This is a genomic window from Cupriavidus sp. UBA2010, from assembly GCF_002335265.1.
Lineage (GTDB): Bacteria > Pseudomonadota > Gammaproteobacteria > Burkholderiales > Burkholderiaceae > Cupriavidus > Cupriavidus metallidurans.
This window is the reverse complement of record NZ_DDCI01000020.1, coordinates 277,347-298,858: the sequence shown is the minus strand read 5'-3', so window position 1 is coordinate 298,858 and position 21,512 is coordinate 277,347. Positions and strand designations below refer to the sequence as shown.

At 64.3% G+C, this 21,512-nt stretch carries 19 protein-coding genes; 13 read left to right on the top strand and 6 right to left on the bottom strand.

Annotation, left to right across the window (positions count from 1 at the left end):
• Nucleotides 1-7 precede the first annotated feature (7 nt).
• From B2246_RS15940 to B2246_RS15930, 3 genes are all read left to right on the top strand, one after another.
• Nucleotides 8-955, top strand: coding sequence for a LysR family transcriptional regulator (locus tag B2246_RS15940; protein WP_035883949.1), 948 nt, complete (start codon nt 8-10; stop codon nt 953-955).
• Nucleotides 956-1,065: 110 nt separating this feature from the next.
• Nucleotides 1,066-1,746 (top strand): GntR family transcriptional regulator, encoded by a 681-nt coding sequence (locus tag B2246_RS15935; protein WP_008642524.1) that lies wholly within the window; start codon nt 1,066-1,068, stop codon nt 1,744-1,746.
• 72 nt (nt 1,747-1,818) lie between these two features.
• Nucleotides 1,819-2,502, top strand: a complete 684-nt coding sequence (locus tag B2246_RS15930) for a GntR family transcriptional regulator (protein ID WP_008642526.1) — start codon at nt 1,819-1,821, stop codon at nt 2,500-2,502.
• Between the two features lie 84 nt (nt 2,503-2,586).
• Here the strand turns inward: B2246_RS15930 and abaF are convergent, their stop codons facing one another.
• Nucleotides 2,587-3,966, bottom strand: coding sequence for a fosfomycin efflux MFS transporter AbaF (gene abaF / locus B2246_RS15925; protein WP_011519503.1), 1,380 nt, complete (start codon nt 3,964-3,966; stop codon nt 2,587-2,589).
• A gap of 401 nt (nt 3,967-4,367) precedes the next feature.
• Between abaF and B2246_RS15920 the strand changes: the two genes are divergently transcribed.
• The 3 genes from B2246_RS15920 to B2246_RS15910 all read left to right on the top strand — a co-directional run bounded on the left by B2246_RS15920 (nt 4,368) and on the right by B2246_RS15910 (nt 7,935).
• A complete protein-coding gene (locus B2246_RS15920; RefSeq protein WP_035883948.1) occupies nt 4,368-5,312 on the top strand; it encodes a dihydrodipicolinate synthase family protein in 945 nt (314 codons plus the stop codon).
• Nucleotides 5,313-5,462: 150 nt separating this feature from the next.
• Nucleotides 5,463-6,887 (top strand): aldehyde dehydrogenase (NADP(+)), encoded by a 1,425-nt coding sequence (locus B2246_RS15915; protein ID WP_286881902.1) that lies wholly within the window; start codon nt 5,463-5,465, stop codon nt 6,885-6,887.
• A 37-nt stretch (nt 6,888-6,924) separates the two neighbouring features.
• Nucleotides 6,925-7,935: an Ldh family oxidoreductase gene (locus B2246_RS15910; RefSeq protein WP_186426172.1), complete on the top strand. Its 1,011-nt coding sequence runs from the start codon at nt 6,925-6,927 to the stop codon at nt 7,933-7,935.
• Nucleotides 7,936-8,000: 65 nt separating this feature from the next.
• Here the strand turns inward: B2246_RS15910 and B2246_RS15905 are convergent, their stop codons facing one another.
• Nucleotides 8,001-8,873 carry a crotonase/enoyl-CoA hydratase family protein gene (locus B2246_RS15905; protein WP_008642536.1) on the bottom strand — a complete coding sequence of 291 codons (873 nt, stop codon included), beginning with the start codon at nt 8,871-8,873 and terminating at the stop codon, nt 8,001-8,003.
• Nucleotides 8,874-9,109: 236 nt separating this feature from the next.
• Here B2246_RS15905 and B2246_RS15900 point away from each other — a divergent pair, with 236 nt between their 5' ends.
• From B2246_RS15900 to B2246_RS15870, 7 genes are all read left to right on the top strand, one after another.
• On the top strand, nt 9,110-10,363 hold the full coding sequence (locus B2246_RS15900) for a CaiB/BaiF CoA transferase family protein (protein ID WP_286881903.1): 1,254 nt from the start codon (nt 9,110-9,112) through the stop codon (nt 10,361-10,363).
• Nucleotides 10,356-11,123, top strand: a complete 768-nt coding sequence (locus B2246_RS15895) for an enoyl-CoA hydratase/isomerase family protein (protein ID WP_186426170.1) — start codon at nt 10,356-10,358, stop codon at nt 11,121-11,123. The genes B2246_RS15900 and B2246_RS15895 overlap by 8 nt, the downstream gene beginning before the upstream one ends.
• 10 nt (nt 11,124-11,133) lie before the next feature.
• A complete protein-coding gene (locus B2246_RS15890) occupies nt 11,134-12,927 on the top strand; it encodes an acyclic terpene utilization AtuA family protein (RefSeq protein ID WP_286881904.1) in 1,794 nt (597 codons plus the stop codon).
• On the top strand, nt 12,924-13,739 hold the full coding sequence (locus B2246_RS15885; protein ID WP_008642541.1) for a GntR family transcriptional regulator: 816 nt from the start codon (nt 12,924-12,926) through the stop codon (nt 13,737-13,739). Before B2246_RS15890 ends, B2246_RS15885 begins: the two co-directional genes overlap by 4 nt.
• 32 nt (nt 13,740-13,771) lie before the next feature.
• Nucleotides 13,772-14,533 (top strand): cupin domain-containing protein, encoded by a 762-nt coding sequence (locus tag B2246_RS15880; protein WP_035883944.1) that lies wholly within the window; start codon nt 13,772-13,774, stop codon nt 14,531-14,533.
• A 49-nt stretch (nt 14,534-14,582) separates the two neighbouring features.
• The gene (locus B2246_RS15875) at nt 14,583-15,575 is read left to right on the top strand and encodes a Bug family tripartite tricarboxylate transporter substrate binding protein (RefSeq protein ID WP_186426168.1); all 993 of its coding nucleotides are present in this window, start codon (nt 14,583-14,585) and stop codon (nt 15,573-15,575) included.
• Between the two features lie 291 nt (nt 15,576-15,866).
• Entirely contained in the window at nt 15,867-16,976 is a 1,110-nt protein-coding gene (locus B2246_RS15870; protein WP_286881905.1) for a porin, read from the top strand.
• Nucleotides 16,977-17,042: 66 nt separating this feature from the next.
• On the opposite strand, the gene B2246_RS15865 is transcribed toward B2246_RS15870, so the two are convergent.
• Genes B2246_RS15865 through B2246_RS15850 form a run of 4 tightly spaced genes read right to left on the bottom strand, consistent with a single transcriptional unit; the run spans nt 17,043 to nt 21,508 of the window.
• Nucleotides 17,043-18,503, bottom strand: a complete 1,461-nt coding sequence (locus B2246_RS15865; RefSeq protein WP_286881906.1) for an N-acyl-D-amino-acid deacylase family protein — start codon at nt 18,501-18,503, stop codon at nt 17,043-17,045.
• 35 nt (nt 18,504-18,538) lie between these two features.
• Complete coding sequence (locus B2246_RS15860; RefSeq protein ID WP_286881907.1) at nt 18,539-19,552, bottom strand: ABC transporter ATP-binding protein; 1,014 nt, start codon at nt 19,550-19,552, stop codon at nt 18,539-18,541.
• Complete coding sequence (locus tag B2246_RS15855) at nt 19,549-20,595, bottom strand: ABC transporter ATP-binding protein (RefSeq protein WP_286881908.1); 1,047 nt, start codon at nt 20,593-20,595, stop codon at nt 19,549-19,551. Before B2246_RS15855 ends, B2246_RS15860 begins: the two co-directional genes overlap by 4 nt.
• 13 nt (nt 20,596-20,608) lie before the next feature.
• Entirely contained in the window at nt 20,609-21,508 is a 900-nt protein-coding gene (locus B2246_RS15850; RefSeq protein ID WP_286881909.1) for an ABC transporter permease, read from the bottom strand.
• Nucleotides 21,509-21,512 lie beyond the last annotated feature (4 nt).

Genomic DNA, 21,512 nt, shown 5'->3' with positions numbered 1-21,512 from the left:
GAAATCGATGACAGATATAAGAGGTATAAGCGTGGTTGATTTCAAGGGCGTGGATCTGAACCTTCTGGTGACCCTGGATGCCTTGCTGGACGAACGTAACGTCACGCATACGGCGGAGCGCCTCGGGCTGACGCAGCCAGCCGTTTCGGCCCAACTGGCGCGGCTGCGGCGTATCTTCGACGATCCATTGCTGATGCCGGCGGATACGGGGCGCGGCATGATCGCAAGCGCGCGGGCCCTGGCGTTGCTGGAGCCGCTGCACGTCGCGCTCAAGGACCTGGCGTCGGTCGTGCATCGGCGGCCAGAGTTCGATCCGTTCGTCGATACGCGCCAGTTCGTTATCGCCGCGAGCGATAACGCCACGTCGACACTTGGCATGTCCTTGCTGGAGCGGCTATCGGTTGTCGCGGGGACCGGGGTGCGCGTGGCGTTCGTGCATGGACGGCAGGCCGAGATCGCCGCCCAGCTCGAATCGGGTGAAGTCGATCTGCTGATCGGGTCCGAGCGTATGGTTCCGCCAACCATGCGGGCACGCAAGCTTGTCGATGAGACCTTCGTGATGGCACAGCGGAAATCCCATCCCCGGGGAGCGCGCCGGCTTACGCTCGATGCGTACTGCAAACTGCGCCACGTGCTGGTTTCCACGAGTGGTGGCAGCTTCTTCGGTTTCGTTGACGAGCAGCTTCAGTTGCTGGGTCGATCGCGTGATGTCGCGGTATCGGTTCAGGCATTCACTGTGGTCCCCGATTTGCTGCGCCGTAGCGACTACGTCTGCACCATGCCGGCTCGGCTGGCGGCACGCTATGCCGATTGGCTGGACGCCTTCGCTCTGCCGTTCGATGTGCCGGGATTCTCGCTCAGCGCGGCATGGCACCCGCGCAACCACGCGGACCCCGCGATTGCCTGGCTGCGGAGCACGCTGGCCGAGGTGGCCGGCCAGTTGCGGGAGGGCTGAGCCCGGCGGCAACTCAGGTGCCGGTCCCGCACGCGAGCGCAGTAGAATGCAACATGGCAGAGACGCACCCCGAAGCGTCCATCTAGCCCAGGGGCATCCACGAGACAGATATGAACGGAAGATCCACGTCTGCGCTAGGCGCGGCGACACGCGCCGAAGCGGCAACGGAAGAACTCAGGCGGCGAATCCTGGAAGGCGAGCTCGTGGAGGGCTTTCAGCTCAAGCAGGATCTTCTCGCGGAAGAATTCGGCATCAGCCGTATCCCGGTGCGGGAAGCGCTAGTCCAGCTAGAGAACGAAGGACTGGTGAAGATCGTCCCCCACAAGGGGGCGATTGTTGCGGAGCTGTCGACGAAGGACATTGAAGAGCTGTTTTCGTTGCGCGCGCTGCTCGAATCCCATCTGCTCCGGCATTCGATTCCCCGTCTCACAACGGATGACTTCGACCGCCTCAATGAAATCCTGAAGCGCTATGCCATCGAGCTTGCCGAGGGACACTCGCACCGGTGGGGCGAACTCAACACCGAGCTGCACGACATCCTGCTGGGGCGTGCCAACCGGCCCAGGTCCCTGGACCTGGTGCAGTCGCTATTGCGGCAGACCGATCGCTATACACGGGTGCAGCTCTCCATCAGCGATGCCGCCGTGCAGCGCGCCAAGGCGGAACACGAGGAACTCGTCCGCCTTTGCCGGCTGGGCGAATCGAGGGAGGCGTGCGCGCTGCTCAAGCGGCATATCGAGCATGCTGGCGAGGAGTTGATTCTGTTTCTGCGGGAGCGCCGGCGGCCGTAAGGCGCGATGGCCCTGCTGTAGAATGTAGAAAATATGCAAAACGGCGCCAGGTGGCGCCGTTGTCAACTTCCAATGGTCATCAATAAACCTGGTCTTCGGCATGTGACGCGAGCAGAGGCCGCCGCCGATGAAATTCGTCGCCGCATCCTCTCCGGCCAGTACGTGGATGGCTATCAACTCCGGCAGGACGCGCTCGCCAATGAACTCGGGATCAGCCGCATCCCGCTGCGCGAAGCGCTGGTGCAGCTCGAAAGCGAAGGGCTGGTGAAGATACTCCCTCACAAGGGAGCCATCGTGTCGGAGCTTTCCATTGACGAGCTCACCGAGCTGTTCGAATTGCGGGCGTTGCTGGAGCCAACGCTGGTCCGCAAGTCCGTGAAGAAGCTCTCCGCCGACGATTTCAAGGAACTCGACGCGATTCTGGCCGAGTTCAGCGGCGAACTGAAGGCGCAGGCGCAGGATCGCTGGGGCGACCTGAATACCATGCTGCATCAGTTGCTGCTGTCGAAGGCCGATCAGCCGAAGACAGCGAGCATCGTCGCATCCCTGCTCCAGCAGACGGACCGCTACACGCGCCTGCAGCTTTCCTTGTCCACGGCCAGCCGGGAGATTGCCGAAGCCGAGCACCGGCAACTCGTCGATCTCTGTCGCAAGGGGGATGGGCGCGGCGCGGCCGCGCTGTTGAAGCGGCATATCGAACATGCCGGCGAGGAACTGCGGAATTTTCTGCTCTCCCGTCGGCGCGGCACCAGCTAAGCAGCCCGGATCAAGCCGATAGCCAGGCCCGAAAACAAAAAGCCGCCCGGAAAGGGCGGCTTTTTTGTTGCTCGGAGACTTCGATCAGCCATTCACACGGGCTTTCGCCTCGGCGTCGACGTCACGCAATGACTTGCCGCGCGTTTCCTTCGCGGCGGCAACGCTGATGATAGAGATCACCGCGGCGGCCACCAGGTAGAGGGCGATCGGCGTGGAGGAGTGGTACTTCTCCAGCAGCGACAGCGCGATCAGCGGAGCCAGCGATCCGGCCATCAGCGGTGCGATCTGGTAGCACAGCGAGAGCGCGGTGTATCGGACGTTCGTCGGGAACATCTCGGTCATGAGCGCGGAGTAGGGCGAGTAGGTCATCGACTCGATTGCCAGGCCCAGCACGATGGCAGCCATGATGATCCAGTCGTTCCCGGTGTCCATCATCGGGAAGCCAATGAAGCCCCAGGCCGCTGTCAAGACCGCGCCGGTCAGGTACACCGGCTTACGACCGATGATGTCCGACAGGTAGCCCATGAACGGAATGATCATGAAGTGCAGGGCATTGGCAAAGAACATCAGCTTGAGAATGCGCGTGGTATCCGCGCCGACCACGAGCTTCAGGTACGTGATGGAGAACGTCACCACCATGTAGTAGAGGATGTTCTCCGCGAAGCGCGCGCCAATGCCGATCAGCACTTCCTTCCAGTGATAGCGCAGAACGTAGCGGACACCTTGCTGGGTCGCATGTTCCTTTTCGCGCCGTTCCTGGGATTCCTTGAAGATCGGTGCGTCATCGACCTTGCGACGGATCCAGAAGCCGATCAGCACCACCACGGCGGAGAACCAGAAGGCGACTCGCCAGCCCCAGGACAGGAAGTCCTGTTCCGGCAGCGTGCTCGAGAGCGCGAGCAGGATGAGTGTGGCGACGAGGTTGCCAGCCGGCACGCCTGCCTGCGGCCAGCTTGCCCAGTAGCCGCGCCGGTCGTCAGGGCTGTGCTCGCTCACCAGAAGGACGGCGCCGCCCCATTCGCCACCGAAGGCAAAGCCCTGGATAAGGCGCAGCGTGACGAGCAGGGCGGGGGCCCAGTACCCGATCACGTCGAACGTGGGAAGGCAGCCCATCAGGAACGTCGTGATCCCCACGGCTACCAGACTGACCTGGAGCAGGTACTTGCGGCCGAACTTGTCGCCGTAGTAACCGAAGACGATCCCGCCGATCGGCCGTGCGGCGAACCCGACGGCATAGAGCGCGAAGGCCGCGATCAGGCCATCGACCGGATTCCCTGTTTTCTTGAAGAAGTGCGTCCCGAATACCAGTGCGGATGCGGTTCCATACAGGAAGAACTCATACCATTCCGCTACGGACCCAACCATCGCAGCCGCGACAACGCGGCGCAGATCTTTTGTTGTTGTCGTGCCGCGTTGTCGTCCCACACTCGCTTCGGGGACAGCCTCGCTGAGTTGATTCGCCATCTTTGCTCGTCCTTTTGTCTCTGCTGACCAGCGGGTGGATTCCCGCCTCGCCACACCGGCGTCAGTGGTGAGATTTTATACAACATGCAATATACGGAAATGAGGGGTTTACCCTTTGGCCGGGAACCACTGGGGCCGGAAAGCCGTCATCAATCTCCCGGAAAGGGCCTCTGCAAGCCAGAAAATGGTGCATCTGTGGAGTCGGAGGGGGATGGTGGATGACCCAGGCTGGTGCGCTCTGGCGGGTAAACCCTGACGAAATCTCGTAGCACGTTTCTCAACAGATTTTATACAATATGCACGAAGCAGGGATCGTTGTCCTGATAAAGCAGTCTCGCGGAGGCTGTTTCCGGGAGCCCCGATTCCGCTCTTATCGAAACTTTCTGACTCAGGACCGCGTGATGTCTTCCAAGATTTTTGAGGGTACTATCCCCGCACTCATGACCCCTTGCACTCCGGATCGCAAGCCGGACTTCGACGCGCTCGTCGCCAAGGGCAAGGAACTGATCGAGCTTGGCATGAGCGCGGTCGTCTACTGCGGGTCGATGGGAGATTGGCCGCTGCTGACGGAACAACAACGTCAGGAAGGCGTGGCCCGCCTCGTGGCGGCGGGTGTGCCGACCATCGTCGGTACCGGTGCTGTCAATTCGAAGGAAGCCGTTTCCCACGCCGCGCACGCCGCGAAGGTTGGCGCGCACGGCCTGATGGTCATCCCGCGCGTGCTGTCGCGCGGCGCGTCTCCGGCCGCGCAGAAGGCACACTTCGCCGCCATCCTTGCCGCTGCGCCGAGCCTGCCCGCGGTGATCTACAACAGCCCGTACTATGGCTTCGCCACCCGGGCGGACCTGTTCTTCGAACTCCGCCGCCAGTTCCCGAACCTGATTGGCTTCAAGGAGTTTGGCGGCGCGGCGGACATGCGCTATGCCGCGGAGAACATCACCTCGCAGGACGAGAACGTGATCCTGATGGCCGGTGTCGACACGCAAGTGTTCCACGGGTTTGTGAACTGCGGCGCCACCGGTGCCATCACCGGTATCGGCAACGCGCTGCCGCGTGAAGTGCTGCAACTGGTCAAGCTGAGCAAGCAGGCGGCTGCTGGCGACGTCAAGGCGCGTCGCCTGGCCAGGGAACTGGAGGCGGCGCTGCATGTCCTGTCCTCGTTCGACGAAGGCACCGATCTGGTTCTGTTCTACAAGCACCTGATGGTGCTGAACGGCGACAAGGAATACACGCTGCATTTCAATGAGACGGATGCGCTGAGCGACGCGCAGCGCAACTACGCGGAACAGCAGTACGCACTCTTCCGCGACTGGTATCGCGAGTGGTCCAAAGGCGTGGACGCCTGATCCTGTCTGACCCTGCATGACCATCCCAAGGCGGCGAAGTCGGCTGCCTTGGGCGCATGTTCTCCCCATCTGTACTCCTTCTCCGTGATGCGGCGCTTCCGCGCTCCGCTCGCTTCTCCGCTTTTCCGTCAGATTCCCTCGTTTCCATTCATGCACGCTTCCGAACAGAACCAAGTCTTCGCGATCATCGACCAGCACGCCACGCGCGCCCACGAGGCCAGCGCGGCATGGGCGCATTCGAGTCCCACGGTCCGCAGTGGCGTGCTGCGTGCGCTGGCCGACGCCCTCGACGCGCGCGCGAATGAACTCGCGGTGATGGCCGACGAGGAAACCGGCCTCGGCATCCCACGGCTGACGGGGGAGATCGCCCGCACATCGTTCCAGTTGCGGGGCTTCGCGGATGAAGTCGTGGCGGGCGTCCCCTATGTCCAGGTGGATGACGAAGCCATTCCCGGCCCGCCTCCGTCGGGCCGTCCGCGTCTGACCCGTGTCATGGTGCCGATTGGTCCGGTTGCCGTATTTGCAGCCAGCAACTTCCCGTTCGCGTTCTCGGTCCTGGGCGGAGATACCGCATCGGCATTGGCTGCAGGCTGTCCGGTCATCGTGAAGCCGCATGGCGGACATCCGCGCCTGTCAATCGAGGTGGCGAAGATTGCCGCAGAGGTCCTGCGCGCGCAAGGCGTGGGAGAGGGCGTGTTCTCAATGCTCGACTGCGACATGTCGCGCGACGCCAATATCTATCTGGTCAAGCAACCGATGATCGCGGGCGTCGCCTTCACGGGCTCCTATCAGGGTGGCGTGGCCTTGTGGCGCGCCGCCAATGAGCGAGAGATCCCGATTCCATTCTTCGGCGAACTCGGTTCGATCAATCCGGTGGTGGTGCTCCCTGCGGCACTGCATGACGACCCGGTTGCGCCGGCCAAGGTGCTGGCGGCATCGATGCTGCAAGGTTGCGGCCAGTTCTGTACCAGCCCGGGCGTTATCGTGGTGGTCGATGACCAGCGCGGCCGCGAGTTCGTCTCGGCGCTGGGCGATTCGCTGGCGGGCCAGGCCACCCATCGGATGCTGAGCGAAGGTATCCGCAATGGGTTTGAAGATGCCGCCGCGCGTATCAAGGCGAATGCCAATATCGAGGTCGTGCAGGAAGGGAATGAAGTTGGGGCCGGCCCGGCTCCCCGGCTGTTCCGGACGACCAGCGCCGCCTTTATCGCGGATGCCGGCCTCCACGAGGAAATGTTCGGTCCGGCGGCCGTAGTGGTCATGGTGCCATCCGTCGATGCGATTCCCGATGTACTCTCGGCCGTCAAGGGATCGCTCACGGTCACGATCTGGGGGGCCGGCCAGGACAACCACCAGAATCGCGAGATCGTGCGCGTGGCCCAGAATATTGGAGGCCGCGTGCTGTTCTCTGGTGTGCCTACCGGCGTCGCCGTGACACGCGCTCAGCAACATGGCGGCCCCTGGCCGGCGTCCACCGATCCGAAGAGCACGTCGGTCGGGTATGCTGCCTTGCAGCGTTTTCTTCGCCCCGTGGCGCTTCAGGATGCGCCCGAGTGGTTGATCCAGCGCGCGTGACATCCCCCAGGCAACGATAAGGAGGCATCGCAGATCAATGTCGGAAACCATCCAGCTCTCGCTCGCGGAGGTACGCGAGCTTTCGCTCAACGTTCTGCAAACGAACGGCTATTCCGAGGCGCACAGCAAGGCGATCACTGACGTGATTGTCGCGGGCCAGCGAGACGAGTGCCAGTCTCATGGCCTGTATCGCCTGCTGGTCTGCGTTCATACCATTCGCAACGGGAAGGTGGATGGCCACGCGGTGCCGGAAGTCGTCGATCAGGCGAAAGCGATCGTTCGGGTCGATGCCCGCTTCGGCAACTCGCTGCTGGCGTTTCAGACCGGCCTGCCGCATTTCATCCGGAAAGCCCGGGAATGCGGTCTGGCGGCCATGGCCATCAATCGCTGCTTTCACTTCTCCGCGCTCTGGCCCGAGGTGGAAACGCTGGCGAGTGAAGGACTGGTCGCGATGGCCATGACGCCCAGCCACGCGTGGGTGGCCCCTGCCGGCGGAACCAAACCGGTATTCGGAACGAATCCCCTGGCGTTCGCCTGGCCGCGTCCGGGCAGAACGCCATTTGTCTTCGACTTTGCGACCAGCGCGATCGCCAGAGGCGATATCGAGCTTCATCGCCGGCAAGGCAAGGCGCTGCCGGAAGGGTGGGCCATCGATGCGGACGGGAACCCGACGACCGACCCACTGGCGGCGCTGAAAGGCGCCATGCTGACGTTCGGTGGGCACAAGGGGTCTGCGTTGTCCGCGATGATCGAACTGATGGCCGGCCCGCTGATCGGCGACATGACAAGTGCCGAATCCATGGCGTTCGATGCGGGCGCGGGGGCCACGCCATGTCATGGCGAACTGCTGCTGGCATTCGATCCGACCGTCTTTCTGGGCGATCGGGCCAGCGAGTATCTGGAGAAAGCCGAGAGCCTGTTCGAGGCAATCACGAGTCAGGGCGCGCGCTTGCCGTCGCAACGCCGCTACGCCGCGCGAGCCAGGAGCGATGAGGCGGGCGTGACGGTGCCACGCGCGCTGTACGAGGATCTGCTCAAGCTGCGATAGCCGAGCCATCCTCTGACGACGATTCGCGAACCGCCTCGGCTCGCGAATCGCCGGCGATTGGCGGCTTACTCGAAGTCCGGCTCGCCCTGCCAGTCGAAGAAGTCCGGCATCTGGCTCGATACGCGGTTCGGGAACTGTGCCGGACGCTTCTCGAGGAAGCTCGCAATCCCCTCCTTCGCATCGTCCGACTGACCACGCGACTGGATCGCGCGGCTATCCACCTTGTGGGCGTCCATGGGATGAGCGGCTCCTGCCATGCGCCAGATCATCTGGCGCGCCATGGCGACCGAAACCGGGGCGGCGTTGTCCGCGATCTCCCTGGCGATGGCATAGGCCGCCGGCAGCAGATCCTCGGGCGCATGGAGCGAGCGCACGAGTCCGCGCTCGTGCGCTTCCTGCGCGCTGAACACGCGACCCGAAAAACACCATTCCAGTGCCGTCGAAATCCCCACGACGCGCGACAGGAACCATGACGAAGCCGCTTCCGGCGTAATTCCCCGCCGTGCGAACACCAGGCCGAACTTTGCGTCGGTCGAGGCGATGCGGATGTCCATCGGCAACTGCATGGTGACGCCGACACCAACCGCGGCGCCGTTCACGGCAGCGATGACCGGCTTGAGACTGCGGAAAATGCGCAGCACGACCCGGCCGCCGCCGTCACGTTTCACGCCGGTCGATCCATAACGCTTCTCGTAGTCGAAGGTGGCGCCCCCGCTGGACAGGTCGGCACCCGCGCAGAACGCGCGGCCGCTGCCGGTCACGACCACGGCGCGCACATTGTCGTCGGCATCCGTCGCGTCAAATGCCGCGATCAGGTCTTCACACATCTGGTGTGTGAACGCGTTCATCTTCTCGGGGCGGTGAAGCGAAATCGTGGCAATGCCGTTCTGCACGGCGTACTGAAGCGTCTCGAAAGCCGGGGGCGTCGTGGTGGTCATGGTCGCGTGTCTGTTGGGAAGTGGATGCAGCGTAGCACCTGCGGCGCCATCGTGGTGCGGGGCTTTCGCTGCGCGGAACAGGCCAGGGCCGTCGAGTCGTCAAGCCGCAGCTGGGGTAAACGCGGACTTTTATCCGCAATGGAGTTTCATCTATAGTTCTATTCATAGAACTAATTGACGCTGACCCATGGGAGGCTTCGCCAATGGGTCGACGTAGCCAAACTGCGGACAAAAATATGAAGAAACAGGAGACAACCGGCCCATTGGCCGGCGTGAAAGTGGTGGACATCACGTCCGTATTCATGGGGCCGTCAGCCACCCAGATGCTGGCCGACCTGGGCGCCGACGTGATCAAGGTGGAGTCGCCAGAGGGCGACAGCACACGCCGCATCGGCCCCTGCGGCGACGAGAAACTGGGGCCGCTGTTCCTTGGTCTCAACCGCAACAAGCGCAGCCTCGTGCTGGATCTGAAGACCGACGCGGGCAAGGACGCGCTGCTGCGATTGGTCAAGGATGCCGATGTCCTGGCCTACAACGTGCGCCCACAGGCGATGCAGCGGCTTGGGCTGGACTACGAGTCGATCGCGGCAATCAATCCTCGCATCGTCTATGTGGGCATGTTCGGCTTCTCGCAGCGCGGACGCTACGCGCCACAGGCCGCATTCGACGATCTGATCCAGGCGGCCACCGGCCTGCCGCTGGCCGTATCGCTCGGCTCCGGCGATATCCCGCGCTACCTGCCAATCACCATTGCCGACCGTTCGGTGGGCCTCTATGCCTTCGGCGTGATTTGCGCGGCGCTCTATTCGCAGGCGCGTACCGGAAAGGGGCAGCGTGTCGATGTCCCCATGTTCGAGACCATGGTCCCCTATGTCATGGGCGACCATCTGTATGGGGAGACGTTCGTTCCCGCAAAGGGAGACTTTGGTTATCCGCGTCTGCTGTCACCCGAGCGGCGGCCATACAGGACCAAGGATGGCTATGTCTGCTGCCTGATCTACCACGATCATCATTGGCGCACCTTCCTCAAAGTTATCGGCAAGCCGGAGCTGTATGACACGGACCCGCGCTTCGCGAACATCACTACCCGCACCGCGTATATCACCGAGCTCTACGGCATGGTCAGCGACGAGATGATCCGGCGCACGACAGACGAATGGCGCACCTTGCTGAAAGAGGCCGACATACCGGTCTTTCCGATGCATACCTTCGAGTCGCTGCTCGATGATCCGCATCTGGACGATATCGGCTTTTTCACGGAATCGGATCATCCGGTGGTTGGCCGTATCCGCGAGATGGCGGTGCCGAGCGAGTGGCACGGAACGCCTCCGGCGGGGCGCCGCCATGCGCCGGCCCTGGGAGAGCACAGCCGCGAAGTCTTGCGCGAAGCCGGCTACGACGATGCGGCGATTGACGCGCTCATGGCATCGGGTGCCTCCAGGCAGGCCACCAGAATGGCATCGATCGAAAAGGAAGCAGACAATGACTGAAGAACTCAGGAGCGAAGTCCGGGGAGCCGTTCTCACGTTGACCATCAACCGACCCGAACGACGCAACGCCATGAGCCCAGCAGTCGTGCAGGGCCTTCGCGAGGCCATCGTCGGCGCCAATCGTGACGGCGCGATTCGGGCCATCGTCATTACCGGTGTGGGCGAACAGGCCTTTTGCGCCGGCGCGGATTTGCAGAGTGGCAAGTCCTTCGCGTTCGACTACTCGGATCCCTACCTCGGGCTGGCGGACCTCCTCCGTGTGGCTCGGCAATCCACGATTCCGCTGATCGCCCGTGTCAACGGCGCCTGCATGGCCGGTGGAATGGGGCTGATGGCGATGTGCGACATGGCCGTGGCCCGCGGAAGTGCGATCTTCGGTCTCCCCGAGGTCAAGGTTGGCCTGTTTCCGGCACAGGTGCTGAGCGTGCTGCAGTCGCTGGTGCCGCGCCGGCTGCTCAACGAGATGTGCCTGTGCGGTGAACCGATTACGGCCGCCGACGCGCTCGCGGCAGGGCTGGTCAACTATGTCGATGACGATCTGGACGGCAGGATTGACTGGTTGCTGGGGCGCTTGCTCGACAAGTCGCCGACGGCCATCCGTCGCGGCCTTTACACCCTCAAGCACGTCGAAGACATGCCTTTCGCGCAATCGATGGCGTTTACGGAAAGCCAGATCGGCCTGCTGGCCATGACCGAAGATGCCCGCGAGGGGCAGCTTGCCTTCCGTGAGAAACGCCGGCCCGGCTGGACCGGCAAATAGGAGCACACGCATGACAGGAAAAACGATCCGCATCGGCGGCGCATCCGGCTTCTGGGGTGACAGCAGCGTAGGCGCGCCGCAACTGGTGCGCCACGGGAACATTGATTATCTGGTGTTCGATTACCTGGCCGAACTGACCATGTCGATCCTGGCTTCCGCCCGGCTGCGCAAGCCGGAGCTTGGCTATGCCACGGATTTCGTGACGGTGACCATAAAGAGCCTGATCGGGGAGATCGCAGAGCGTGGCATTCGTGTCATCAGCAACGCGGGTGGGATGAATCCACACGGGTGCGCCGAGGCCATCGCCACGCTGGCGGCGGAACAGGGTCTCACGCTCCGCATTGCCGTGGTCGAAGGCGACGACGTGATGCCGCTGCTGCCGCAATTGAGCGACGCGGGCGTGCGCGACATGCAGAAGGGTCGCCCCCTGCCGGAGAAGGTCGTCAGCGCCAATGCCTATCTGGGCGCGTTGCCGATTCGCCAGGCACTGGATCATGGCGCCCAGATCGTCATTACCGGGCGCTGTGTCGACAGTGCGGTCACCCTGGGTGTGCTGATGCATGAGTTCGGCTGGCAGCCGGATGACTATGACCGGCTGGCGCAGGGCAGTCTGGCTGGCCACATCATCGAGTGTGGGTGCCAGGCTACCGGAGGGCTGCATACCGATTGGGAAAGCGTGCCGGACTGGCCGAACATGGGCTATCCCGTGGTGGAATGTCGCGACGACGGCAGTTTCGTGGTCGGCAAGCCTTCTGCCACAGGCGGCCTGGTGAGCACCGCCACCGTCGGCGAGCAGGTCCTTTACGAGATCGGCGATCCCGCGTTTTATCTGCTGCCTGACGTCACGTGTGACTTCACGCGCGTCGAACTGCGGCAGATCGGTCAGAATCTGGTCGAGGTCAGCGGGGCGCGTGGACGCGCACCCGGTGGTGCCTACAAGGTCAGCGCTACCTACATCGACGGCTTTCGCTGCAATGCCCAGCTTTCGATCATTGGTGTCGATGCGGTGGCCAAGGCGGAGCGCACCGGGGAAGCCATCCTCGCGCGCACGCGTCGGATCTTCGAGGAGAACGGCTGGGGCGACTATATCCGCACCCGCATCGAGGTGCTCGGCGCGGAATCCTGCTTCGGGCCGCGTGCGGCGACGCGCCACACGCGCGAAGTCGTCATGCGGATTGCCGTCACTCACCGGGATAAGGCCCCACTGGAACTGTTCGCCCGGGAGATCGCCGCCGCGGGAACGAGTTGGTCACCCGGCACCACGGGCTCTGGCGGAGGCGGGCGTGCCAGCCCATCGCCATCGATCCGGCAGTACGCCTTCCTGCTGGACAAGGCAGCGCTGGCGCCAGTCGTCGTGATGGACGGGGTGCGTAGCGCCGTGTCGATTCCCTTGGGCGACAGCGCGGATGCAACCGTCACCGCGCCAGCCCCCGACATCGACGTCGTTGCCCCGATGGCGGGACCTCACGACACGATCGAAGTACCCCTGATCCGCCTCGCCTACGGGCGCAGCGGCGACAAAGGCGACATCTCGAACATCGGTCTTATCGCACGCAGGCCCGAGTATCTGCCGCTGTTGCGTGCGGAGGTCACGCCGGCACGCGTGGCGGACTGGCTGGCGCATCTCGTGGAAGGGCCAGTGACGCGCTACGACCTTCCAGGCTTCGACGCAATGAACTTCGTGTGTGAGTCAGCACTGGACGGAGGCGGCATGGCATCTCTGCGCAACGACCCCCTGGGCAAGGGCATGGCCCAGATTCTGTTGACCATGCCTGTACGCGTGCCGCGAGGGCTACTGCAATGAGCCCGGTCACGGCTAACACGTCTGCCAATGACAACAGCGTGCTGGGCGAAGACGGCACCGATGGCGTAACCCGTTATCGGCAGCTCGCCAGCGTCATTCGGCACAAGATCGTCTCGGGCGAGTACCCGATTGGTCACCAGCTACCGACGGTGGACGCGATGGCGCAGTCCCACGGGATCGCCAAGGTCACGGTGAGGCAGGCCTTCGCGTTGCTGGCCGAAGAGGGGCTGATCAGCAGCCAGCGCGGGCGCGGCACTCACGTCATCAAGGCGCCATCCGGATTCGACGAGCGTCTGCGTGCCGCCATCAACGATGATGCGGTTGGCGCCGCCGATCTCGAGATCCGCATTCTCGAGAAGCGGGACGGCGTCAGCCTGCCGACAGCGCTGTCGAGATTCGGCAAGGCACACGACACCTATGCGATGGTGCGCAAGCTCCATATCCAGGACGGTGCACCGTTCTGCGCCATCGAGATGTACGTGGCGACTTCCGTATATGCCCGGTTTCCGCGCGGTGGCGAGAAACGGCACAAGCTTGTCCAGCTGCTGCGTCAGGTCGTGGGCGACCGGATGGGTGCCACGTACATGACGCTGACGGTCGAGCCCGCGGACTATGTGCTGGTGCGCGATCTCGGCTACATCTTTGGCGCGCCGGTCGCGAAGATGGCCCGGTCGATTCTCGATGTCGACGGCAATGTCCTGATGGCCGGCTTCTTCTGGTATCGCGGTGATCGCTTCGTGCTGGATGTCGCGCTCCCGGCGACACTGAGCGAACACTATCCGGACTTGACGATTCCTGAAGCGCGTCGCTAGTCCTGCATCGCAACGTGACAAGGAGACAGACGATGGCATCCCCATTTGTTTTGCGTGCAGCGGACGTGGCGACCTACTCGCCGGCGAACCATACCGGTACCGCCAATCAGCGCATCATCGGCAAGGAAACGGTAGGCGCCCGGCGGGTAGAGGTGCTGCTTGGCACCATCACGCGTGGCCATGGCGCATTGCCTCATGCACACCCGAACCTCGAACAGGCCAGTTACCTGCTGGCCGGCGAGGGCGTGGGCGAGCTGCCGGGCCACCGTCGCACGCTGAGGGCGGGCGACTGGAGCTTCAACGCGGTCGGCATGTTTCACCGCTTCGAAGTCGTGAGCGAAGAGCCGGTGCAAGTCATGGTGGTCTACGCGCCACCCTACAGCGAGAACCCGAATGCCGCCGTGGTGGCGGACGGCATCGACGATCCGCGCCTCCAGGACGGTGCCGGCGACGTACGTGACGTGCCGACCGATGCGCCGCCGATTGACTTGGACTTCTATGTGGGCGCGCGGGTCAGCCCGGCCATCTCGCATCAGACGGTGGGCGCCCGGTTCCTCGATATCTACATGGTGCAACTTGCCGCCGACGGTTATGTGGCCCCCCACGCGTTACAGGACGCGGAACAGGTGCTGTTCGTGCGCAGCGGCAGGCTGGACGGCCAGGTCGGCGATCACCCGTTCCGCGCGATAGCGGGTGATTGGGTCTTCGTGCCGGAGAGCCATGTTCTACGCATCGCGGCCGGTGGTGCTCCCTCGGCATTCATCGTCATTCGTGCACATGACGCCGTGACCTGACGCGCGACGCTCCGACGGATCACCAGAGATAAAAATATAAGGAGACACAATGGAACAGCAGATCAACCGGCGGCGCTTTCTCGGGCTGCTCCCCGCCCTGGCGGTATCGGCAACGGCGCCAGAGATGGCTTCGGCGGCCGTGACCAAGGGGTATCCGGACAAGCCGATACGCGTAGTCGTGCCGTTCCCGGCGGGAAGCGGCACCGACGAAAGCGCACGCTATGTGGCCCAAAGCATCACGATGCAGACGAGCCAGTCCGTGGTGGTCGAGAACCGCCCCGGCGCGAACGGATTCATCGCGGCAAAGGCCGTTGCCACCGCGCAGGGCGACGGCTACACCATGCTGATCACCACCAACACCACGCACGCGGCCAATGCCTCGTTGTTCAAGAAGCTGCCCTACGATCCCATCAAGGATTTTGCTCCGGTTTCGCTGATCGCCAAGAGTGGCCTGGTACTGGTGGTGCCGTCCGACAGCCCGGTGCGCACCGTGGCGGATCTGACGGCGCTGGCCCGGCAACGGCAGGGGAAGCTGACGTTCGGGAGCGGCAGTTCCTCCACCCGTATCGCCAGCGAGCTCTACAAGATCATGAGCGGAGCGCCAGCGCTGCATGTCCCCTACAAGGGGGTGCCCCAGGCGCTGACCGACCTGATGGGCCATCAGATCGACTTCATGATCTCCGACATCTCGCCGGCGCGGCCGCTGATCCAGGCCGGCAAGCTGCGCGCGATCGCGGTGACTACCGCACAGCGGCATCCGTTGTTCAAGGACGTGCCCACGATGGACGAGAGCGGATTGCCGGGCTATGAATTAACGGCGTGGGTGGCGGCATTCTTCCCCGCCGGCACACCCACGCCCGTCGTCGACCAGATGAGCAGCTTTATCCAGCAGGCCATGGGCAGCAGCGCGGCGGCGGAGCACTTCGGCAAGACGGGCGGGCAGCCGCTGTCTTCGACGCCGGAAGAGCTGGCGGCGTTTGTCCGCAGCGAAACCGCGAAGTGGGCCAAAACCATCAAGGCAGCAGGTATCGAACCGGAGTAATTGTCAGCAGGCACCCGTACCTGCACTGGAATCTAGAAAGGCATCTCCGGATGCCATGCCAATGTCAACCTCCGAGCTGAAGGCACAGCTCCAGGTTCCTCTTCACGCCCCCATATTGCGAAGGTCATGATGCCGGCGCGCTGGTAGCAGCGCGACCCCGGTCAGTCCGGCATTTGCCTTTTTTTCACCACGCCGTCCCCAGGGATTTCCGCCCTGGGGCGTTGGCTGTGCTTTGCCTTTTTTTTTCGTGCAGTGCCCGTAACACCCAAGACCAACAAGGAGACATCAAACATGAAACAGGGAACCGTATTTGCTGTACTCAGTGCTGCATCCGCGCCCGTACTGGCGCAGAGTTCGATCACGCTATATGGCGTCGTCGATGCAAACATCGAGTACGTCAGCCACTATTCCTCCATCGCGCCGACCCAACCCGGCTTTCCGGGCCCTGCGCACAGCAAAATAGGCATGACGCCCGGCGGTTTGTCTGGCTCGCGTTGGGGGATTCGCGGGACCGAAGATCTCGGCCGCGGGATGAAGGCGCTGTTCGTGCTGGAAAACGGCTTTGGCAGCGACGACGGCAAGTTGCAGCAGGGTGGCCGGATCTTTGGCCGTCAGGCGTATGTGGGCTTGCAGAGCGACAGCGTTGGTGCCATCACGCTGGGCCGTCAGTACACCACGATCTTCAGCGCGCTGGCCGACTTCTCGCCTACCCGCTACGGCGTGCAGTACGAGCCGATTGCCATGCAGCTCGGCCTGAACTACCGCTCGGACAACGTCATCAAGTATGTCGGCAAGTTCGGGGGCGTCACCGCAGGTGGCTACTGGTCGTTCGGCAACGGTGTTGCCGGTGCCGGCGAGGTCGCGGGCCAGTTCCGCCGCGATACCGGATACGGTGCCTCGTTGAGCTATTCCGGCGGACCGTTCGGGGCGACGGTGGTCTACGACCAATACAACCCCACGCTGTCCGCGGCAACGGGGGCAACCGGCGCATTCCGAAAAGTCGCGCTAGCGGCCAGCTATGAGACCGGGCCGGTCAAGGTGATGGGTGGATACCGCTGGGGATTGAACAAGGGGACCACCGACGCGACGCTGTTGCGCGACAACTACTACTGGATCGGCGCGAACTACCAGGCGACTGCCGCGCTTGGCCTGACACTGGCCTACTACTACGACGATATCAGGAACGTAGCGGGCTTCAACGTGAAGAACCCGTGGCAGGTCACCTTCATCGCCGACTACGCCTTCTCCAAGCGTACCGACGTCTACCTGACCACCGCCTACTCGAATAACTCGGGGTTGAACTTCGACACGTCGGCGATCAGTTTTGCCAATGCTTACTACCTGGGTGCCGGAGCGGACAACATGATCGGCGTGGCCGTGGGGGTGCGCCACCGCTTCTAGCCGCTACGCGGAAGCATCCGAGGCCGGGGCTCATGGCACTCGGCCTCGGTGCTTCCCGCCAGGTCATCAGGCGGCGTGACGACGCCTGATGACCTGGCCGTTTCTGGCGCCGGTATGCTGCCCGCCGTGCCAGGTGATGGCGCCGTTGACGATAACGGTGTCGATGCCCTCGGCCGGGCGCGTGGGCGTGTCGTAGCCGGCGGCGTCGCGGATGGTGCCGGCGTCGAAGACCACGATGTCGGCATGATTGCCGACCGCCAGCGTGCCGCGCCCGTGCAGGCCGAAGTTGCGCGCGGTCAGGCCGGTCATCTTCCAGACCGCGGTTTCCAGCGGGAACAGGCCGACCTCGCGGCAGTAATGCCCCAGCACACGCGGGAAAGTGCCCCACAGGCGCGGGTGCGGATTCTCGCCGACCGGGATGCCGTCCGACCCGATCATCGTTTCGTCGAAAGCCAGGATGCGTTGCACGTCGGCTTCGTCCATCAGGAAGTAGATGGCCGTGCCGGGCTGAAGCCGCCGTGCGGCTTCCTGCTTGGCGACGCCCCATTCGCGGGCGATGTCATCCAGGTCGCGGCCCGTGCATTCCGGGTGCGGCACGCTGGAGGCGATGCGCACGCGACCCTCGAGCATGGCGGGTTCGGTGCGGATCATGGTGGAGCCGGCGGTGTAGGGATAGCAGTCGAGCGACACGCACTGGTGCTGCATCGTCTCCTGGATAAAGGGCAGGGTGACGCGGCTGCGGCCGAAGTTTGGCGTGTTCTGCACCTTGTGGTGCGACACCACCACGGGTACGTCCAGCGCGCGGCCGATCTGGAAGGTCTCCTCGAGCGCTTCCATGACCTGATCGGACTCGTTGCGCATGTGCGTGACATAGAGCGCCTTGCGCGCGCTCAGCGGGCGGCAGACTTCGATGATCTCCTCGGTGGTGGCCTTGATCGCCGGCGGGTAAAAGGTACCAGTCGACAGCCCGATGGCACCCGCCTGCATCGCTTCCTCGACCAGCGCCTGCATGGCTGCGATCTCGTCGTCGTTCGCGGGGCGATCCAGCGCGGACATGGTGACCGCGCGCAGCGTGGAGTGACCCACCATCGCTGCCACGTTCACCGAGCTGGGGGTGGCGCGCAGGGCGTCCAGATAGGCGGCGAAGGTTGTGAAGCGGCCTTCAGGCGGTGCATCGATCAGGCCCAGCGGCATCGGCAGGTCCATGTCGGCGCGTAGCGGTGCAGCGCTGATGCCGCAGTTGCCGGCCACCACCGTGGTCACTCCCTGGGAGATCTTGAACGGCATTGCCGCCTGCGACAGCACCGCCTGGTCGTCGTGGGTATGCGAGTCGATGAAGCCTGGGGCGACGATGCGGCCAGTGGCGTCCAGCGTGCGCTCGGCAGTGTGACCGGCAAGGTCGCCGATAGCGGCGATGCGGCCATCGCGCACGGCAATGTCGGCAGCGAATCGCGGTGCCTTGCTACCGTCGATCACGGTGCCGCCCCGGATCAGCAGATCATGATGGTTCGAAGCCTGCTCAGCCATGCTACGGGTCTCCTGAGATGAAATGGGTGTGTCCTTCAACGGAAGTGACAGGCGACCTGGTGGCCGCCCGGCGCGTCCGACGGGCGGGCCGTCAGCGCCGGTGCCTGCTCGCGGCAAATGGGCTGCGCAAGCGGGCAACGCGTATGAAAGTGGCAGCCAGAGGGTGGGTTGGCCGGGCTGGGCGGATCGCCTTGCAGCAGAATTCGCCGTGCCGGTGCGCGCGGGTTTGGCACCGGCACGGCCGACAGCAGAATCTCGGTATAGGGGTGGCGCGGCGTCGAGAACAGCGCATCGCGATCGGCCAGTTCGACGATGCGACCCAGGTACATCACGGCCACGCGGTGGCTGATATGGCGCACCACGGCCAGATCATGGGCAACAAAGAGATAGGCGATGCCGAACTCCTGCTGCAGGTCCATCAGCAGGTTGACGACCTGGGCCTGCACCGATACGTCGAGCGCGGAGACCGGCTCGTCGCACACGATCAGCTTGGGCTGCATGGCCAGTGCGCGGGCAATGCCGAGCCGCTGGCGTTGCCCGCCCGAGAACTCATGCGGATACTTCGCGGCGGCCTCGGGGCGCAGGCCGACCTTGCCGAACAGCCATTGCACGCGCGCCTCGCGCTCCGCGCGGGAGCGCATCCCAAAGTTGCGCAGTGGCTCCGCGACGATTTCTCCCGCAGTCAGACGGGGGCTCAGCGAAGCGTACGGGTCCTGGAAGATGATCTGTAGTTCGCGCCGGCGGCGGCGCATCTCCGCAGGCGACAGGGTCAGCAGTTCCTCGCCGTCCAGCCTGACCGAGCCTGCGGTGGGCTCTACCAGACGCAGCACGGACTTTGCGGTGGTGGTCTTGCCGCAGCCGGATTCGCCCACCAGAGACAGTGTTTCGCCGCGAGCGACCGTGAAGGAGACGTTATCAACCGCCTGGATCGGCCGGGGCGGTGGCGAGGGCCAGCGGCGCGGCGCAGTGTAGTGCTTGCGCAGCCCGTCCACCTGCAGCAGCGGCGCGGCCTGCGCAGTCGCCACGATGGGTTCCTGAGAGGGGTTCATGCAAGGGTCTCCGGGGTACTGTCGGCAGGCGCGACGCGATCGGGTTGACTTGCCTCGACGGCGAAGCAGGCCACGAAGTGGTCGGCGCCCTGTGCCGAAAGCCGGGGCATTTCCGTGTGGCAGCGAGCCTGCGCCTGGGCACAGCGGGGCGCGAAGGCGCAGCCGCGCTGCGGCTGCTGGGGCGACGGCACCAGCCCGGGGATCTCGGTCAGGCGGCGGCTGCCGGTGTTCATCGACGGCATGGACGCCATCAGGGCGCGTGTGTAGGGATGCAGCGGACGGTCGAACAAATCGGCCACGTTCGCTTCTTCGACCTTGCGCCCGGCGTACATCACCACCACGCGATGACAGCTCTCCGCCACCACGCCGAGGTCGTGCGTGATCATCACCACGCCGGTGCCCAGCTCCCGCTGCAGCCGTCGGATCAGGTCGAGGATCTGCGCCTGGATGGTCACATCCAGCGCCGTGGTGGGCTCGTCGGCGATCAGCACCTCGGGATTGCAGGCCAGCGCGAGCGCGATCATCACGCGCTGGCGCATGCCGCCAGAGAGCTGATGCGGATACTCGTTCGCGCGCCGCTCGGGCTCCGGGATCTGCACGAGGCGCAACATGTCGGTCGCGCGCGCAAGCGCTTCGGCATGGCTCGCCCCCTGGTGCAGGCGCACGGTTTCCGCGATCTGGCGGCCGATGGTCAAGACCGGATTGAGCGAGGTCATCGGCTCCTGGAAGATCATGGAGATGCGGTTGCCACGGATGCGGCGCATCTCCCGCTCGCCAAGCGTGAGCAGATCGGTCCCGTCGAGCAGGACGGCACCTGTCACGTGCGCGGGTGGCGTGGACAGCAGCCGCATGATGGAGAGCGCGGTCACGCTCTTGCCGCAGCCGGATTCACCGACCACACCCAGTGTCTGGCCGGCGCGTACCGTGTAGGAGACACCGTTCACCGATCGCGCGGGGCCGGTCAGGGTGTCGAAGCGCACGTGCAGGTCCTGCACTTCCAGCAGTGGGGTGCCGGCGGGGAGCGCCTTGCGGGTGGACGTCATGGCAGCTCCCATCTCAGAGTTGACGCGCCAGGCGCGGATCGAGCGCATCGCGCAGGCCATCGCCGAGCAGGTTGATAGCAAGCACGGTGGCGGCAAGCAGCAGGCCGGGATACAGCAGGATGTGGAAAGCCACGGCAACGAAGTTGCGACCCTCGGCCATGATGTTGCCCCAGCTTGGCGTCTGCGCCGGCACGCCCACCCCAAGGAAGGACAGCGCCGCCTCGGTCAGCACGGCCGCCGCCGCGACGAAGGTGGCCTGCACGATCAGCGGCGCGACCATATTGGGCAGCACGTGGCGCAGCAGGATCACCGGCAGCCGCGTGCCGACCGCGTGCGCGGCTTCGACATAGAGTTGCTCGCGCAGGGTCAGCGCCATCGAGCGAACCAGCCGCACCACGCGAGGCACCTCGGGGATGGTGATGGCGACGATCACCGCGCCCAGGCTGGCCTGGGTCAGTGCCATCAGCGCGATCGCCAGCAGGATGCCCGGGATGGCCATCAGCCCGTCCATTACGCGCATGAGAAAGCCATCGGTCCAGCGCACGAAGCCAGCGGTCAAGCCGATGGCGACGCCCAGCACGGTGGATAGCAGGCCGACCGAGAGGGCGACGATCATCGACACGCGGCCGCCCCAGACTGCGCGGCTGAACACGTCGCGGCCCAGCGCATCGGTGCCGAACCAGTGTTCGGCGGAAGGTGGCTGCATCCGTGCCAGCGGGTCGATGTCCTGCGGGTCGAACGGCGAGATCCACGGCGCGGCGATCGCCAGCGCGGCGACGGCCAGCAGGAGCACGGCGCCAATGAGGAGGGTGGGATGCTTGCGCGCCCAGTACCAGCGCGGCAGCACGAACGGCGCGTCGTCGTCCGCCGGCCGTGCGGCGGCGTCCTGGCTCGAGGGCAGGGTAGCGGTCATGGCG

Bases quoted from the DNA above. Each gene is read 5' to 3' on its own strand.
- B2246_RS15855 (WP_286881908.1), bottom strand. From the start codon at position 20,595: ATGACGTCCACCCGCAAGGCGCTCCCCGCCGGCACCCCACTGCTGGAA.
- B2246_RS15870 (WP_286881905.1), top strand. From the start codon at position 15,867: ATGAAACAGGGAACCGTATTTGCTGTACTCAGTGCTGCATCCGCGCCC.
- B2246_RS15875 (WP_186426168.1), top strand. From the start codon at position 14,583: ATGGAACAGCAGATCAACCGGCGGCGCTTTCTCGGGCTGCTCCCCGCC.
- B2246_RS15910 (WP_186426172.1), top strand. From the start codon at position 6,925: ATGTCGGAAACCATCCAGCTCTCGCTCGCGGAGGTACGCGAGCTTTCG.
- B2246_RS15865 (WP_286881906.1), bottom strand. From the start codon at position 18,503: ATGGCTGAGCAGGCTTCGAACCATCATGATCTGCTGATCCGGGGCGGC.
- B2246_RS15885 (WP_008642541.1), top strand. From the start codon at position 12,924: ATGAGCCCGGTCACGGCTAACACGTCTGCCAATGACAACAGCGTGCTG.
- B2246_RS15895 (WP_186426170.1), top strand. From the start codon at position 10,356: ATGACTGAAGAACTCAGGAGCGAAGTCCGGGGAGCCGTTCTCACGTTG.
- B2246_RS15940 (WP_035883949.1), top strand. From the start codon at position 8: ATGACAGATATAAGAGGTATAAGCGTGGTTGATTTCAAGGGCGTGGAT.
- B2246_RS15900 (WP_286881903.1), top strand. From the start codon at position 9,110: ATGAAGAAACAGGAGACAACCGGCCCATTGGCCGGCGTGAAAGTGGTG.
- B2246_RS15930 (WP_008642526.1), top strand. From the start codon at position 1,819: ATGGTCATCAATAAACCTGGTCTTCGGCATGTGACGCGAGCAGAGGCC.
- B2246_RS15920 (WP_035883948.1), top strand. From the start codon at position 4,368: ATGTCTTCCAAGATTTTTGAGGGTACTATCCCCGCACTCATGACCCCT.
- abaF (WP_011519503.1), bottom strand. From the start codon at position 3,966: ATGGCGAATCAACTCAGCGAGGCTGTCCCCGAAGCGAGTGTGGGACGA.
- B2246_RS15890 (WP_286881904.1), top strand. From the start codon at position 11,134: ATGACAGGAAAAACGATCCGCATCGGCGGCGCATCCGGCTTCTGGGGT.
- B2246_RS15905 (WP_008642536.1), bottom strand. From the start codon at position 8,873: ATGACCACCACGACGCCCCCGGCTTTCGAGACGCTTCAGTACGCCGTG.
- B2246_RS15850 (WP_286881909.1), bottom strand. From the start codon at position 21,508: ATGACCGCTACCCTGCCCTCGAGCCAGGACGCCGCCGCACGGCCGGCG.
- B2246_RS15860 (WP_286881907.1), bottom strand. From the start codon at position 19,552: ATGAACCCCTCTCAGGAACCCATCGTGGCGACTGCGCAGGCCGCGCCG.
- B2246_RS15880 (WP_035883944.1), top strand. From the start codon at position 13,772: ATGGCATCCCCATTTGTTTTGCGTGCAGCGGACGTGGCGACCTACTCG.
- B2246_RS15935 (WP_008642524.1), top strand. From the start codon at position 1,066: ATGAACGGAAGATCCACGTCTGCGCTAGGCGCGGCGACACGCGCCGAA.
- B2246_RS15915 (WP_286881902.1), top strand. From the start codon at position 5,463: ATGCACGCTTCCGAACAGAACCAAGTCTTCGCGATCATCGACCAGCAC.